Origin of the sequence: Clostridium zeae, assembly GCF_017312485.1 — a bacterium.
GTDB classification, from domain to species: Bacteria; Bacillota; Clostridia; order Clostridiales; family Clostridiaceae; genus Clostridium_AR; species Clostridium_AR zeae.
Window position 1 is genome coordinate 175,725 of record NZ_BMBA01000007.1, and the last position, 16,615, is coordinate 192,339.

12 protein-coding genes are annotated in these 16,615 nt (G+C 30.7%); 10 read left to right on the forward strand and 2 right to left on the reverse strand.

Annotation, left to right across the window (positions count from 1 at the left end):
* Positions 1-66: 66 nt before the first annotated feature.
* Positions 67-666, reverse strand: a complete 600-nt coding sequence (locus J3477_RS21970) for a TetR/AcrR family transcriptional regulator (RefSeq protein ID WP_206872359.1) — start codon at positions 664-666, stop codon at positions 67-69.
* A gap of 269 nt (positions 667-935) precedes the next feature.
* Between J3477_RS21970 and J3477_RS21975 the strand changes: the two genes are divergently transcribed.
* From J3477_RS21975 to J3477_RS21985, 3 genes are all read left to right on the forward strand, one after another.
* Positions 936-4,052 carry an MMPL family transporter gene (locus tag J3477_RS21975; RefSeq protein ID WP_206872360.1) on the forward strand — a complete coding sequence of 1,039 codons (3,117 nt, stop codon included), beginning with the start codon at positions 936-938 and terminating at the stop codon, positions 4,050-4,052.
* Between the two features lie 253 nt (positions 4,053-4,305).
* A complete protein-coding gene (locus J3477_RS21980) occupies positions 4,306-4,836 on the forward strand; it encodes a PadR family transcriptional regulator (RefSeq protein WP_228731342.1) in 531 nt (176 codons plus the stop codon).
* A 5-nt stretch (positions 4,837-4,841) separates the two neighbouring features.
* Positions 4,842-6,206, forward strand: a complete 1,365-nt coding sequence (locus J3477_RS21985) for an MFS transporter (RefSeq protein WP_206872361.1) — start codon at positions 4,842-4,844, stop codon at positions 6,204-6,206.
* A gap of 144 nt (positions 6,207-6,350) precedes the next feature.
* On the opposite strand, the gene J3477_RS21990 is transcribed toward J3477_RS21985, so the two are convergent.
* Positions 6,351-8,150 carry a DUF2207 domain-containing protein gene (locus tag J3477_RS21990; RefSeq protein WP_206872363.1) on the reverse strand — a complete coding sequence of 600 codons (1,800 nt, stop codon included), beginning with the start codon at positions 8,148-8,150 and terminating at the stop codon, positions 6,351-6,353.
* A 355-nt stretch (positions 8,151-8,505) separates the two neighbouring features.
* On the opposite strand from J3477_RS21990, the gene J3477_RS21995 reads away from it, so the two are divergent.
* The 7 genes from J3477_RS21995 to J3477_RS22025 all read left to right on the forward strand — a co-directional run bounded on the left by J3477_RS21995 (position 8,506) and on the right by J3477_RS22025 (position 16,581).
* A complete protein-coding gene (locus J3477_RS21995; RefSeq protein WP_206872364.1) occupies positions 8,506-10,500 on the forward strand; it encodes a methyl-accepting chemotaxis protein in 1,995 nt (664 codons plus the stop codon).
* 592 nt (positions 10,501-11,092) lie between these two features.
* On the forward strand, positions 11,093-11,779 hold the full coding sequence (locus tag J3477_RS22000) for a response regulator transcription factor (RefSeq protein WP_206872366.1): 687 nt from the start codon (positions 11,093-11,095) through the stop codon (positions 11,777-11,779).
* On the forward strand, positions 11,779-13,152 hold the full coding sequence (locus tag J3477_RS22005) for a sensor histidine kinase (RefSeq protein WP_206872368.1): 1,374 nt from the start codon (positions 11,779-11,781) through the stop codon (positions 13,150-13,152). Before J3477_RS22000 ends, J3477_RS22005 begins: the two co-directional genes overlap by 1 nt.
* Before the next feature lie 313 nt (positions 13,153-13,465).
* Positions 13,466-13,756: a hypothetical protein gene (locus tag J3477_RS22010; RefSeq protein WP_206872369.1), complete on the forward strand. Its 291-nt coding sequence runs from the start codon at positions 13,466-13,468 to the stop codon at positions 13,754-13,756.
* 211 nt (positions 13,757-13,967) lie between these two features.
* Entirely contained in the window at positions 13,968-14,384 is a 417-nt protein-coding gene (locus J3477_RS22015; RefSeq protein WP_206872370.1) for a hypothetical protein, read from the forward strand.
* 129 nt (positions 14,385-14,513) lie between these two features.
* On the forward strand, positions 14,514-15,200 hold the full coding sequence (locus J3477_RS22020; RefSeq protein ID WP_206872371.1) for a response regulator transcription factor: 687 nt from the start codon (positions 14,514-14,516) through the stop codon (positions 15,198-15,200).
* Positions 15,201-15,333: 133 nt separating this feature from the next.
* Complete coding sequence (locus J3477_RS22025; protein WP_206872372.1) at positions 15,334-16,581, forward strand: sensor histidine kinase; 1,248 nt, start codon at positions 15,334-15,336, stop codon at positions 16,579-16,581.
* Positions 16,582-16,615 lie beyond the last annotated feature (34 nt).

Here is a 16,615-nt window from a genome sequence, read left to right on the forward strand (position 1 = left end):
AGATAAGATGGCTTTTTAAAATTGACAAATTATATTTAGCTAAGAAAACTTTATAAACTGGTGTATCTATGACATAGGACGATGTTTTTCCTCCATTAAGTGGGGGGAATATATGGTAAGAATCTTACTGACCTCAGCACAAATTTCTTCAATAGAACTAGATAATTCACCTCTAATCCATACCAAAAACAAATTAATGATTCCTCCAGCAAAAAAATGTGCGTGTATAAAAAATTCAGGCATTTTTTTTATATGGTCAGGGATATCGCTATCGATTTCTATCTTCTTTACGAAGATCTCTCTAAGCTTCACAAGAAATTTCTCTGAGCCGTTTGCATTTATGAGAATTCTATAAAATTCTAAGTCTTCTTCTAGCCATTTTGCCGTTTTTAACAGCAAGGGAAGTGGGTTTTGGAAAAAATTTTTGTAGTGAAAGGCGGTTATTAGCTCCTCTATTTTATCTATTACTTCGTTTTCTATCTGTTCCATTACTGCTCTTAAATCTTGATAATGAGCGTAAAAGGTTCCGCGATTGATGTCAGCTCTTTTAATTATATCGGTAACAGTTATTTTCTCCAAATCCTTTTCTTGTATTAATTCAAGCAGTGCTTCACGTATTAATCTTCGTGAGCGTAATGCACTTTTATACTCAGCTTTTTGTACCATATTAATTCTCCTAAAAATTTTAGTTCAAAGTCCAACAAAAGATATTTCACTGTACAATTTTGAACATTTCCGTTAAATCTGATTATTGTATGAGATTTTTAAGCTAATTATAATACAGGTATAGCGAAAGTTCAACAACAGTACGATTTTGAGTATTTTATCTAATTTTAGTACTAGCATCATTTTATGCTGGTTTTTTAAATGTCCATACTGAAAAATAATTAGGATTAGGAAACTATAAAGAAAGCAGGATGAGGAGGAATGATTTTATGCAGAAGATATTAAAGCACAGCTGGGTATTACTAGTAGTATGGATCGTAGCATCGGTTCTATTTGCAGTAAACCAACCAGATTTAAAGCAGATATTGAACCAAAAGGGAGAAGCAACCATCTCAAAGGATGAGCCATCCCAAGTAGCGGCAAAAATGATGGACAAATTGGGAAAAACTAAAGGAAGTTCGCTATTATTGGTATTCCAAGATGATAAAAAGCTTTCAGAGGATGAAATGAAAGATATTGAGAAAGGAATTGATAAACTTAATGAGGAAAAGGAAAAACTTCAGATAAATAATATCATTGATCCTTTTAAGACGCCTGAAGCAAAAGAGCAATTAATATCTAAGGATAATACAACCATGCTAGTTCAAGTTTCCTTTGAAAAAGGTACAAGAGATGGTAAAACCATAATAAAGGATTTTGAAAATGCAGTTAAGGATGTAAAAGTAAATCACTATGTAACTGGAGAGTTAGCTATTTATAATGATTACACCAGTGATGTTGCAAAAGGTGTTGATAAAAGTGCGGTAATAACAATAATCTTTATACTTGTAGTTTTAATACTTATGTTTAGATCAGTGGTGACACCTATAGTAAGCCTTTTAGCAGTTGGAGTTTCATACATCTGCTCCATGGGGATAATAGGGATACTTGTGAATCAATTTAATTTTCCTGTAACAAGCTTTACTCAAATGTTTGTGATTTTGGTTCTTTTCGGAATTGGAACGGATTATCACATACTGTTATTTAATAGATTCAAGGAAGAGTTATCAAATGGGTTATCGGTAAATGATGCTATTGTAACTAGCTATAAAACTGCTGGGAAAACCATAATATACAGTGGCTTAACGGTTTTTATGGGGTTTGCAAGTCTTACTTTTGTAAGCTTTCCAGTGTATAGATCTGCTAATGCAGTCGCTATTGGTATTGCAGCTTTGTTAATAGAAATTATGACCTTAACACCGCTAATTATGAAAATATTTGGTGGAAGGCTATTTTGGCCATCTAAAAGTAATTTGGGGCATAAGGAAAGTAAATTTTGGGGCAAAGCTTCTCAAGTTTCAGTAAAACACCCAGTACTTTCATTACTTGTAGTAGCAGCTCTAATCGCACCTGTTATTATATTTAATACTACTAAGCTATCCTTTGATAATATCAAGGATCTAAGTTCTGAGGATTCTTCTGTAAAAGGCTTTAATATTGTTGCTGATAAATTTAGTGCTGGTAAGGTAATGCAAACGACAATTATCTTAGACAATAATGAAGCTATGAACAACAATGAAGCTCTCGCAGTAATTGACGACTTAACAGAAAAGCTTAAAAAGCTAAAGGGAGTAAAGGAAGTTTACGGTCCAACACAGCCAAAAGGGGAAGTTATAGAAGAATTATATACAAATTCTCAAACTAAAACTGTGACAAACGGATTATCAGATGCAAGTGATGGAGTTAAAAAAGTGCAGGATGGACTTACAACTATTAGTGACAATTTAAAAACTCCAGATTTATCACCAGTAAAGGAACTTTCAAAAGGTACTGGAACTTTAGCAAGCAGTATGGAGGCTGTAACCGATGGTCTTAAAAAGGTTAATGTTGGTATTGATCAAGGGGCTAAGGGAGCAGAGGATTTAACCTATGGAATATCTGAGCTTAAAACAGGTATTACAGGTATAAATAGCGCTCTTCAGACTATTTCAGGAAAGATAACAGAAATCAATAAGGGATATACTCAGCTTGGAGCAGGGTATAAAGCCTTGCCTAGTTCTGTAGAGCAGTTAAAACAGCTAACAGCAATGATGAAGGTTAGTGTAAGTAAAGTAGATGCAAAGCTTCCTAATGATCCAGATGTTGCTAGCATTAAAGCAATGCTTGAAAGTTTATCAGCTGCTTTAAACAGCCTTGAAGCAGGAATTAATACAGCAAATCAAAATTATGATGCACTTACAGGAGGCTTAGCTCAGGTAAATGGTGGTCTTAAAATTGTAATAGATAGCACAGGACAAAACTCTAGGCTAATTACTGGAATTAATGAACTTGAAAATAGTGAAAAAGCACTAACAGAAGGGTTAAAAAAGGGTAGTGCTGGACAGGAACAAATTATTGAAAGCATGGGTCAACTTAAATTTGGAGCAGATAAAATCAAAGCTGGTCAGGATGAATTATATGGTGGACTGACAAGCCTTAGTGGTGGAATGACACAGCTTAAGGATGGAATTGATAAAAGTAATAATGGTTTGGAGACTATACATGATGGAATAAACAAAAGTGGAGATTTCTTGACTCAGCTTACAAACACTAAGAGCTTTTATATTCCTAAGGAGGCTTTTGACAAAGCCGATATTACTAAGATGCTAGATACTTACATGTCAGAGGATAGAAAAACAGCTAAATTAACTGTAACCTTAGCTTCAGAACCATACTCTGAAGATTCCATTGACATGATTAAGGACATGAATACTTTGATTTTAAATGACCTTAAAGGCACAAAGCTTTCAGAAGCAAAAATAGGTATACTTGGAGCAACTTCTAACTCTTACGATCTAAGAAATATTGCAACACATGATATTACTTTTACTCAAATAATGGTATTAGCAGCTATATTTATTTTATTGATAATAGTTATAAGATCCTTCTGGATTCCTGTATATATCATAGGTTCACTTGTAGCCACCTATTACACAGCACTATCAGCAACAGCCTTTATATCAAAGCTGCTATTTGCTAGTGCAAAGGAAGGATTATCCTGGAATGTACCATTCTTTGCTTTTGTAATGATAGCGGCACTAGGAGTTGATTACAGCATATTCCTAATGAGACGATTTAAAGAATATCCTAATCTATCTCAAAGGGAAGGTATAATACAAGCATCAAGAAATATAGGAGGAGTAGTAATATCAGCTGCAGTAATACTGGCAGGAACCTTTGCAACCTTATATCCATCAAATATAATAGTTCTAATGGAATTAACTATATGTGTAATAATTGGGTTATTCCTTCTAAGCTTTGTACTGCTTCCAATAGCAATACCTGCACTTATGTCACTGACTGAGAGTATATCAAAGCAAGATAGTCGTAAAATATATACTTTGTCAAAAAAATTAAAAGCTTTATAGTAATTAGAGAAGATGATTTCTGTATTTAACAGTGGTCATCTTTTTTTATTCTTTTGAAAGGTATAAGGTTTGTTTATAGAGTTTAAATCTAAAATGCATTGATTTATTAATTTATACACAAAAATATACTATGTGATAAAGACGTATTTATTTTTAAAAATATTTATGCAAAAATATTGCATTATGTATCTAAAAGATATATACTGAATACATCTTTTGGATACATCTTTTAGATATATGGGAGTGAAAGAAAATGATGAATGAACTTTTTATTTTAGGTGAATTGATGGAGGAACCTCAAAGCGGGTATTATTTACGAAATGCATTACAAGCCACCTTAGGCCGTCATCGTAAAATCAGTTATGGAGTGATTTACCCATTACTTGAAAAATTAGAGAATGAGGGTTTTGTTGAGATAACCAATATTGAATCAGACAGGAAAAATAAAAAAATTGCTAGCATTACAGAAAAAGGAAAAGAACGTTTTTTTGAACTAATGAAAATGCCTGTTCCTAATGGTGCTCATAATTCAGATATTTATTTAATTAAGCTTGATATTATGCAGCACCTTACCCTAGATGAACAAATACAATTATTAGATGAATTTTATAAAGAGCAAAAAGATATAGTAGAAGATACTCAAGCTGTACTGAAAAAATTAGCTGAAGAAGCTTCAAAAGATCACTGGTATGCAAGTAAGAAGTTTGGATTAATATTACAGCAAGCTAATATTGCAATTGAGTGGATTGAAAGATTTAAAGATGAGTTGAAGAAAGAATGGTGATAGGAATGACAAAAGAAATAAAGATAGCCTTATTAATGGCTGCTAGTCTCTTCATGGAGATTTTAGATGGAACCATTGTAACTACTGCATTACCTAAAATGGCTGGATATTTTCATACCAGTTCATCAACAATTGCTTTGCTCGTTAGTGTTTATTTAATTACGGTTGCTATTTTTATCCCTTTAAGCGGGTGGATAGCTAATAGATATGGAAAAAAGAAAATTTGGATTATTGCTGTCATCATATTTACCCTTAGTTCATTAGGTAGTGCAGTAGCACCTAATTTCTCCTTCCTTTTAATAATGAGAATTGTACAAGGTATTTCTGGTGCTCTTATGACACCTACAGCAAGACTAATTGTGTTAGAAAAGACGCCGGCTTCACAGTTATTGAAAATGATCAGTTATCTTATTTGGCCTGCATTAATAGCACCAGCAATAGCACCAGTGGTTGGAGGATTTATTGTTACTTACTGGAACTGGCAGTGGATTTTCTTGATTAATGCACCAATTGGTTTAATTATTGCATTAATCGGAGCAAAATTAATCGATGCTGATATAGTAAAAAACACAACTACCTTTGACTTTTTAGGATTTATAGAGATTGCAGCTTCAACCGGTATAATTTTAGTTGGAGCAGAGTTAGCCACTCGTGGAAAAGATTATTGGCTTAGTGCATTAGGGTTAAGTGCTTTTGGAGTGTTATTAGGCATTATTGTTTTTAAACACTTAAAAAAATCAACTAATCCATTGTTTTCGCTTGATTCATTAAAAATAACTTCTTTTAGAGTCTGTCAAACAAGTGGTTCTATTTTGTGGCTATGCATTGGAGCTTTACCGTATATACTAACGATTTTTTTACAAACCGTCTTTCATTGGTCAGCAGTAAAAGCAGGAAGTTATGTGATATTTATTTTTATTGGAAATATAGGAATTAAACCTTTTACTAATGTAATTATTCGTAAGCTAGGATATCGTGGTGCGTTATTGTCATCATTTGGAATGGTATTTATTACATCTATTGCTTTGGCCTTCATTAAAATTAATACTTTACCTATTTGGATAATGTTTCTAGCATTAGTCTCAGGAGCAGGACGTTCACTAGCCTTAACTGCTTACAGTGGATTGAGTTTTTCTGAAATAGACCCTAAAGACAGAAATAGTGCAAATACTTTAAATTCTGTGATCTCAACCTTAGCTCAGGGGATGGGAATATCTCTTATTACAGTTGTTGTTAATTTGTTGCAAAACTTCGTCACAATTACGACTGCATATGAATTAGGATTTATCTTTCTCGGTTTATTAATGATATTACCAGCAATTGAGGTATTATTCCTACCTAAAAATATAGGACATGTCACAATTAGTTAAATTAAATCATTGCATATATATAATGCTTTTTCTTTGATTTATTAAAGCTCCTTCGAGTAAAAAATAACTGAAAAAATAATTATTCACTTAAAAATAAACCACCTTATCAAAAGCTGATAAGGTGGTTTTTCCTATTAAATCTATTTAAAATGCGCCAGAGTCTCCGCCGCCTCCACAAGATCCACTATCTCCACCAGAGGTAAAGCCGCCTCCGTCTCCAAAGCCTCCACCAAAATCACTAGAACTACTATTATCTGTAGTGTTTTGATTTAATTGATCTTGAAAATCATCAAAGAAATCGTAATAAATGAAATTGAGATAATGCATGTTATAAAATAGAGGATCTGAGTATATATAGTCATCGCTTGTCATTTTAGGGGAAAACTCGATTGCTTTATCTGATAAGCCTAAAGCTAGGGCATAAGGCAAAAACTTTTTCCATTGAGCAACAGTTATAAGGTTACTACTATTTGAATTTAAAGAGCTAAACAAAAACTTTTTGAAAGCAAGCCATTTTAAATATTCATTCTGATAGGTATTTGTTAATACACTGCGGTTTCTAATCTTTATATGAAAAGGCTTAGAATCGGCTTCAGTTTTTACTAAAGTTACCCAATCATTAAATTTACTCTTAAATTCCATGGCTGTTCCACGTTCTTTGGTTTGTTCTTCTATATCTTTTAGCGAAAAGGAAGGATAATTTCCATAAGAAGAAAGCCAATTAAGTAGATATCTCTCGTGAATAGAACAATAGTCTAAAGCCATTGTATTTATTGAAAAAATAAAATCTATTTTTTCTTCAGCTTTAGAGAAGAGTTTTTTCTCAACATGGGAGTTTGTGGTATAGGTTAATATATTTCTCGCTGACAAATCCAGTAGAGTTGCTATTATATCTTTAATTTCTATATACTCACTAATTAAGTAAGTCACTAAGGCTGGACTTAAGTCGCTAGGCATTGACTCACAATAAGGAGCATTAAAAAATTGTTCTGTGCTTCTATATTCTTCAAGCTCTTTTTGAAATTTTTCTTTTTCTTTAGCATTATGAACTACTAAGATTGCGACTGAAGAAATTATAAATAAAACTATGATAAAAATACCTAAATCATTGTTTTTATCAGTTTCGAAATTACTATTATTTTCAGAATTTGTTGAAGGTGGAGTCATAGGGACATTAATGGAATTATTTGCTCCGCTATTGCCATTTGGAGTATAAGAATTATTCATCTGCTCATTATAAATTCTATTATATGCATCTTCACTCACTATCTTTTTAGCATTCTTAAGATAATCAGGTGGGAAAAGTATACGGCAGCCGAAGTATTCTCCAGCATAGAGTTTTGAAACATTAAACAAGAAATTATTAGCATCTGCTTTGCTTGCAGCTCCTGAAGCTGGACCTATGCCCCAGTATTTTGCGTCATTTAGATTTCCTGTTGGAAAGTTTACCTTAAGAGATAGGTTATTTATAGCTACATTTGATGAGTTTTCGTAAAACTTCCAAAATAATTCACCTGCATCATTATACTTTGTAGCAACTCCAATTATAGAATACTTAATATTGAATTTAACGGTTTTATTGCTGTTTTTTGAATAGATGGTAAGTTTTTTGTAGTTTCCATCAGTAGCCAAAGTATAAGTCCCATTTTCTTTACTATTATTGTTCTTAAAAACAACTTTGTTTGAACCATCTAATATACTAACTTCAATATTTTCAATTCCTGTACTTCCGGTAAAATTAATATTTCTAGTAACTCCATTAAAATCTCCCTTGAAGTTGTATTCATATACTTCAGAAACTTCAACATCGCCAGAGGAATTTAGTGTAGTATCTATGGCAAGGCTGTCAATAGAAAAACTTTTATCGTCAGCAAATGCCATATGGGGTGGAAATAAAAATATAAAAAATAGAAAAGCCACTAGGTATTTAAGATATTTCTTCATAAAAATCTCCTTATTTATATTTTTAGACAATCAATATTTAACATTGATTGAAAAATAGAATGTTTCAGCATAGCCTTAAACAAATTATATTATAAGACGTTTTTGGATATATATGTTTTATTTTACAGTAAAATACTCAGTTAAACAACCTTTATAAAAAAACAGATAAAAGAGATATGAACCCAATGGTTCTTGTTTAATAATTTAAATAGAGAGGTGCATTTGATGACAAAATAGTGCGACTTTTGACAATATATTTACTAATGCAACATAATGTGATAAAATTTTAACATAGTATATTATTATATTAAAAAAATAATTAAATCACATGTAAATTAACTAAATAGGAGGATTTATGAAAAGCATTAAAGGAAAAATGATACTATTTTTAGGGTTATTAATAGGTGCTATATGTATTGGGCTAGCGGTAGCTTCTTTCATCAATTCATCAAAAGCACTAACTTCAAATCTATCAAAAACTCTACCAAAGATAGCAGAACAATCAGCAAGTAATATTCAAAGTAAAGTTGAAGGACAGTTGAGTTCATTAGAGGTTCTTGCAGCAAGAAATGATATAAAAAACCTAAATGAACCATGGGAAAATAAAGTATCAATACTCAAAGAAGAAATTACTAGAAGTGGAAGCATTAAAATGGGTATTGCAGATAAAAACGGTGATGTACAATATACAGATGGGAAAAATGCTAATGTCAAAGATAGACCATATTTTCAAAATGCATTAGCTGGTAAAGGTAATGTATCTGACCCATTAATTAGTAAAGTAGATGGTTCTATAGTTGTAGTATATGCAGTACCAATTAAAAACAATAATGATATTGTTGGGGTATTAATCAGTACTAGAGATGGTAATAAATTAAGCGAAATAACTAATCAGATTAAATTTGGACAAACAGGCAGTGCATTCATGATAAAAAAAGATGGAACAGTTATAGCACATAACAATAAGGATTTAGTAATGAAATTATACAATCCTATAGAAGAAGCAAAAAAAGATGCTAGTTTGAATGAATTAGCTAATGTAGAAAAAGATATGGGTGAAGGTAAAATAGGAATGGAAAAATATCTATTCCAGGGAGTAGAAAAATATGTAGGCTATGCTCCTGTAAAAGGAACTGAATGGTCGATAGCAGTTGTTATATCTAAGACAGAGGTATTATCAGAACTGGATAGTCTGAAAGTTTCTGTTATAATATCATCACTAGTCTTTTTATTAATTGGATTAGCAATGGTTTATGCAGTTTCAACTTATATATCAAAGGGGATTAAGTCAACTTCAAAGCATCTAGATTTGTTAGCAAAGGGTGATTTGACTGAAGAAGTTTCGTCTAAATATTTGAACTCTAAAGATGAAGTTGGAGAAATGACGAACTCCATGAAAACAATGCAACATTCTCTAAGAGAAATGATTAGTCGAATAAAAGAAAATTCTTCAAATATTAATGGACAATCAGAGAACCTTGCTTCTGTTGCTGAGGAAATCTCTAGTACAACGCAAAATGTTGCTGAAGCGATAAATGAAATTGCACAAGGAACAGGAAATCAGTCTGAGGACTTAATAAATGTAACAGAGGTTATAGATAAATTTAGCAACAAATTATCTGAAATGGTCACTGAAATACAAGTGGTTGATTCAAACTCTAGGGAAATTAGTTTAATGGCTAATGAGAGTAGCAGCGATATGAATAAATTAAATCAGTCTGTAACAAAAGTTAGTGAATCCTTTAAGACTTTTAACACCAAGATTATTGGACTTGGAAAAAATATAAATGAAATAAATGAAATTACAAATATAATTAATAACATAGCAGGACAAACTAATCTATTAGCATTAAATGCTGCTATTGAAGCAGCAAGAGCTGGAGAAGCTGGAAAAGGATTTTCAGTAGTTGCAGATGAAATAAGAAAACTTGCTGAACAATCTAAGGTGTCTTCAGAAGACATTAGAAGATTGATAAGTGAAATATCTAAGAATACAGATGTTATAGTTCAAGATTCTGTAGAAATGGATGATGAACTTATAAATCAAGTTGGAATAATAAACAGTTCAATAACTTCCTTTGGAAATATTATAGGAGCAGTAAGTGAAATAATTCCTAAAATAGAAACTGTTAAGAATTCTGCTGAAGCTATAGATAATGATAAAGATACTATTTTAGCTAGAGTAGATGGGGTATCATCAGTTGCGCTTGAGGTTTCAGCTTCAGCGGAAGAAATTGCAGCATCATCAGAAGAGATGAATGCCTCAACAGAGGAAGTGGTAGCAGCAGCTCAAATACTAAGCTCCATGACTGGTGAAATGCTTGAGGAAGTAAATAAGTTCAAAATTTAAATTGTAGTTTGATGTAGATGAACCACTTCATAATTAAATTTATAACAAAGTTGTGATGAAAGTCAGTAATTTTTAATCATAAAATGATTAGATTTTGCTGACTTTCGTACGTTTAGGCATAAAAAACAATGGAAAAGGCCCAAAAGAAAATGTTAATATAAGGGGAGGAATTAATTAAATTTAATGATGTTTTTTCATATAAAATTCATAAGTTTATGCTAAGGTATGGATGTACTACTTCGAACCTAAATCTATTTTTAAACTCTCATGACTTAAAGTGTGAAAATTTTTAAATAATAAATTATATTATGAAGTAGTATATCCATATATAATATTAAGGATATGTTTAACAACATTATTGAAATTAAATGGTTATACAGGAGATGCTATATGAGCGAGCTATTAGAATTAAATGATTTTTTCAGATGTAGTGGCGTTAAAAAACTGTACTGTTCGAACGAAGTGAGTTTACAGTTTTAGCCATGGAATATGAAAAAATCATATTAATTCTTTGCGTAAGCTCATTAAAGCATTGGATGGATAACTATTTAATTTCCAATCAATTTTAAAAGAATTTATGTGAGGCCGGATTATGAATAATATTTTAATTATCGAAGATGAGCAAAATGTATTAGATGTGTTAAAAGCTTATTTAGAAAAAGCAGGATATTCCGTTTACGCTACAACTAGAGGGTTGAAAGGTCTTGAGCTATTTGAAACAATGAATTTTAAATTAGTAATTCTTGATCTAATGCTTCCGGATATAAGTGGAGAAGATATTTGCAAAATCATAAGAGAAAAATCAAAAGTACATATATTTATGCTTACAGCAAAAGGATCATTGAACGAAAAAATTGAAGGACTAGAAATTGGTGCAGATGAATATCTTGTAAAGCCTTTTAGTCCAAGGGAATTAACTGCAAGAGTAAATTCTCTGTTTAGAAGAATTTCCTATGATGAGGATGATTCTAATTTACTTTATAATGATGGCAATTTAATAGTAGATTATGAAAAAAGGCAAGTAAAAGTTAATAATCAAGAAGCTTTTTTGACCTCAAATGAACTTGATATATTATATGCACTAATTATCAATAAAGGAAAGGTATTATCAAGAGAGCAATTAATAGATAAAATTGGCGGAATAGATTTCGATGGATATGATAGAACCATAGACGTCCATATTAAAAATATACGTAAAAAGATTGAAGAAGACACTAAAAAACCAAGATATATTATGACAGTTGTAAAAGTAGGTTATAAATTTGGTGGTGATAACTAGTGAAAAGTATAAGAAGAAAACTGAGTATTATGTTTTTTATATGTTCTCTAGCAGCAATTTTACTTATAACAGCGTTCGTCAATTTAACAATAACAAAAAAGTTTGATGATTATATGGTAGATACACAGAATAAAAGATATGAAAGAATTGTATCTTATTTTCAAGAAATCTATAAAAGAGAAGGGAAATGGTCAAAAGATTCTGGTATTGAAATGATGCATGAAGCATATATGGGGAGTTATTGTCTAACGCTACTTGATAGTAATGAAAAGACAATATGGGGTATGGATGCTAATGATATTAAAAATAATTTGCATTTTAATACTATGAAGGTTAAAGATACTGGGGTATATACTTCCAAAAGATTTCCTATAGAAGTAGATAATAAAAAAGTGGGATATGTGGATATAGGACAGTATTCATCAGTTCTATTATCTGAAGAAGATGTTAATTTTAAATCATCAATAAACAAAAGTATTATTGCTAGTGGTTTAATTACTTTGATAATAGTTATTATTATAAGTTTATACTTCTCAAAACAATTTTCAAGACCTATTAAAGAAGTTTCAACAATGTCTGTAAGCTTATCAAAAGGAAACTTCGATACAAAGTCTGTTACAAGGAGCAATATTAAGGAACTAGAAAACTTAAGAACTAGTGTAAATATATTAGCAGGAAAATTAAAGCAGCAAGATATGTTAAGAAAACGACTTGTGTCCGATATATCCCATGAAATAAGAACCCCATTAAATATACTACAAAATAATTTAGAAGCAATGATAGATGGTATTTTTCCTGTTACAGATGATAGGCTTAAAGATTTAAACGATGAAGTCATTAGATTTGGTAAATTGTTAAATAATCTAGAACTACTTAAGCAGTTTGAATCAGAAAGTATAAAAGCTAATTTTGAAACTGTTGATATAAATCAGATATTAAAGAGTATATGTGAAGATTTTTATATGGAAGCTCAAAACCAAGGAGTACATATTGATTATAGTGTTCAAAAAAATCAACAATACTATATAACTGGGGATAAGGATAAGTTAAGACAAGTTTTCATAAATATTATTTCGAACTCTATTAAGTTTTCTGAGAACAATGGGAATATAAGTATTAACATGTATCCTAAAGATCAAAAGATAATTGTAGAGATTAAAGATAACGGAATTGGAATAAAAGAAGAAGATTTACCTTTTATATTTGAAAGATTATATAGAGGGGATAAGAGTAGAAATGAGATAAAGGGCAACGGTATAGGGTTAACGATTGTGAAAAATATTTTAGATCTTCATCTTGCTGACATAGAAGTGGAAAGTAAAGAAGAAAAGGGCACGAAGTTTACTGTTTATTTTGATAGAGTTATTGTTTAAAAACAAAGACCTTCAAGTAAATTTTCTTATTTGGAGGTCTTTTTTACTATGTGGTTTAAGTGTTATAAATTAATTATTTCATACCATCCATAGTACCCATGCTGCTAACGATTTCTGGGTTTATTTCATACCTCCAAAACTTATATGGGAAAATATTATCAAAATCATATGAAGAAAATATGAAGTAAATAAATTAAGAGATTAGTTTTTATATAAGAAAATAATGAATTTGATTCTTCATAAAATCTTTATAAGAGTAAGCTAATATATAAATAAAGATCTTTTCAAGTTTAATTATTTCGGAGGGGATAATATGGGTTGTCACAATACAGGTGATGAAAACAAATCAAAACATAATCATGGATTTAATAAACATATGATGCACATGATTATTTGCTGCGGTCTACCAATTGGAATAATCTTCTTTTTACCATTTATAGCAAGTTTGAGTCCTAGTTTAGCTGGAGTGCTTGGCAAGATTGCTCCATTTTTGTGCCCAATAATGATGTTTGCAATGATTCCGATGATGATGGGAAGGAAAAAGCAGAGTTGTTGTTCGGAAGATAAAAAAGAAGTTACAGAAATTAAAGAATCTATAAAGTAAATTAAAAATATTGTTCCTATTTAGATAAATGCATGTGTGGATTTTAATAAAAATCTATACATGTTTTTATTTTATCTAATATGATTTATACTAGATTCGAAAAAGATGGTTTATTAGAAAATTTTAATGAAACTTTATGACTCTTCTTATAACTAATGAAATTATAAGTATTATAATTTCATTATAAAGTGATTTAGAGAGGAGAATATAGATGAAGGATAAAATAAATGCATTTTTTCAAAATGAAAAACTAAAGAATTTTGCTAGAAAGGTTTTTAACAAAAAAACAATTATTGCAGCATTTGTAGCAATTGTAATTGTAATTGCATTAAGGGTGGCGTTCGCTTTAATTTTCCAAGTGGAGGGTACTGTTACTAAGGTTGAAGGAAGTAAGGTCACAGTTGCAAATTTCATTACAACTAAAACAGTAGACATAGGAAACTTCCAAACAACAGCTAGTAACATACAAGTTGGAGACAGAGTAGAGATAATGAAAAATTTATCTGGTGATATCATAAGTGTACGAGATAGGAGCGAGAGAAATTTTAAAGAAAAAGGGGAAAGATTTAATAAAGGCGGAAATAATTTTAAAGAAAATGGTCAACGTAATTCTATGCAACGAAAATAAAATAATTTACTAATACTGGGACAAACAATATTGTAATTATTGTAAGTATTATTTATAATACAGAAAGACAGCCGGAAAACTAGATGTTTTTCGGCTTTTAATTAAGTATATAAAAACTAGGAGGTAAAAATGACTAAGGTTTTGATTATCGAAGATGAAACTGAGATAGTGAGTTTTTTAAAGCCAGAGTTAACATATGAAGGTTATGAAGTAGACTGGGAACTTGACGGGAGAGCAGGCTTTGAAAAAATCCAAAGTGAAAATTACGATATAATATTGCTAGATATTATGCTTCCTGGACTTAATGGAATTGAAGTGCTTCGAAGGGTTAGAAAAACTTCTAATATACCCATTATAATGCTAACTGCACGTGATCAGGTTTCAGATAAAGTCACTGGATTAGATAATGGTGCTAATGATTATTTAACTAAACCATTTGCAATCGAAGAATTGCTAGCAAGAATTAGAAATGTTTTAAGGATAAATTCAATTAATGTTGAAAAAGAAGAAAATAAAATATTATCCTTTAGAGACATCACCTTAAATCAAGGGCTGTGTGAGATTAAAAAAGGCAACAAATATATAGAGCTTACAAAAAAAGAATATCAGCTATTGGAGTTTTTGGTCAAGAATAAGGGAAAGGTACTGACAAGAGACCATATCTTGAATTCAGTATGGGGATATGAGTATGTAGGTGATACCAATGTGGTTGATGTTTATGTTAGTTATTTAAGGAATAAGCTTGAAGATAATGTTGGTGATAAATATATAACTACGATTAGAGGTGTAGGATATGTTATGAAAGAAAATTCTTAATAAGATAGATGACTTGTTTCTGATAACTAAAAGGCTTTCTATTTCAAAAAAACTTACCTTGATATATTCATCAATTTTAATGGGGATATTAATCATATTTACTGTGTTTACATTTCTTTTGATAAGAAGTTTTATGCTTAAGGATAGTGAAACAGTAATATCTTCAAATGCAGATATCCTTTCAAATTATATCGAAAGCATGAAGAGTATAGATAATAAAAATTTTAATAATATAAATTTAAGTTCTGGGATATATTATATAGTTTATGATGAAAATAAAGATATAATTTTTTCTAATACAGAAAACTCAGTGCAAATTACCGACCGTCGTCAAAACAGAAAATTACGTAACAAAGATTCCTTTGAAAAATTAAACGGAACTATTTCTACAAGTAGGGTAGTGGATGTGAAAGGAAAGATTTATTATATAGTTGTAACAAAAGATTTTGAAGATATAGGAGAGAAGATTGGATATATAGCCGAAATTCTTTTTACCATAAGTATTTTAGGGATTATTGTATCTTTAATTTCTGGAAACTTTTTATCTAAAAAGCTACTTAGACCTATAAAAGATATTACAAAGACTGCAAAGGAAATAACTTCAAAGAGTCTTAGCAAAAGAATAGTAACAAATGGTGCAAAGGATGAAATTAGTGATTTGGCTGATACTTTTAATCTTATGATTGAAAGACTTGAAGTAGATTTTGATAAGCAAAAAAGATTTGTATCAGATGCATCTCATGAGCTTCGCACACCTTTGGCTGTTATACATGGACATGTAAATATGCTCTATAGGTGGGGTAAAAATGATAGCGAACAACTGGATAAATCGCTAATAACCTTAAAATCAGAAACGGAAAATATGAATAAACTAATAGAAAACTTACTGTATCTTGCAAAAGGGGATAATGATGTACTTTCTATTAAAAAGGAAGAGTTTACAATTGCCTCGCTTTTTAAAGAAATTGTGGAGGAAACTGAGCTAAGTCATAACAATGTAGAAATTACATATAATTCTTATCAGCAATTAAAGGTTTATGCTGATTATAGCAAATTAAAACAAGTATTGAGGATCCTCATAGATAATAGTATAAAATTTAGTAAAGCTTCTGCTCAAATAAGGGTTAATGCAGAAGACAAAGGCAGAGAGATAATTATTTCAGTAACAGATCATGGAATAGGAATACCTAAGGAGAGTTTGTCAAAAATTTTTGACAGATTCTATAGAGTTGATGAATCTAGAACTAAAACTACAGGTGGAACTGGTCTTGGGCTTTCTATTGCAAAGCAAATCATACAGTACCACGAAGGAAGAATTTCGGCTGAAAGTAAATTAGGTGAAGGCACTAAAATAAATATTTATTTGCCCAAGTTAATATAGAACAAAATTATTCTTTATTATATTCAAAGAAATA

Bases quoted from the DNA above. Each gene is read 5' to 3' on its own strand.
- J3477_RS21985 (WP_206872361.1), top strand. From the start codon at position 4,842: ATGACAAAAGAAATAAAGATAGCCTTATTAATGGCTGCTAGTCTCTTC.
- J3477_RS22025 (WP_206872372.1), top strand. From the start codon at position 15,334: ATGCTTAAGGATAGTGAAACAGTAATATCTTCAAATGCAGATATCCTT.
- J3477_RS21970 (WP_206872359.1), bottom strand. From the start codon at position 666: ATGGTACAAAAAGCTGAGTATAAAAGTGCATTACGCTCACGAAGATTA.
- J3477_RS22010 (WP_206872369.1), top strand. From the start codon at position 13,466: ATGGGTTGTCACAATACAGGTGATGAAAACAAATCAAAACATAATCAT.
- J3477_RS21995 (WP_206872364.1), top strand. From the start codon at position 8,506: ATGAAAAGCATTAAAGGAAAAATGATACTATTTTTAGGGTTATTAATA.
- J3477_RS22015 (WP_206872370.1), top strand. From the start codon at position 13,968: ATGAAGGATAAAATAAATGCATTTTTTCAAAATGAAAAACTAAAGAAT.
- J3477_RS21990 (WP_206872363.1), bottom strand. From the start codon at position 8,150: ATGAAGAAATATCTTAAATACCTAGTGGCTTTTCTATTTTTTATATTT.
- J3477_RS22000 (WP_206872366.1), top strand. From the start codon at position 11,093: ATGAATAATATTTTAATTATCGAAGATGAGCAAAATGTATTAGATGTG.
- J3477_RS21975 (WP_206872360.1), top strand. From the start codon at position 936: ATGCAGAAGATATTAAAGCACAGCTGGGTATTACTAGTAGTATGGATC.
- J3477_RS21980 (WP_228731342.1), top strand. From the start codon at position 4,306: ATGATGAATGAACTTTTTATTTTAGGTGAATTGATGGAGGAACCTCAA.
- J3477_RS22020 (WP_206872371.1), top strand. From the start codon at position 14,514: ATGACTAAGGTTTTGATTATCGAAGATGAAACTGAGATAGTGAGTTTT.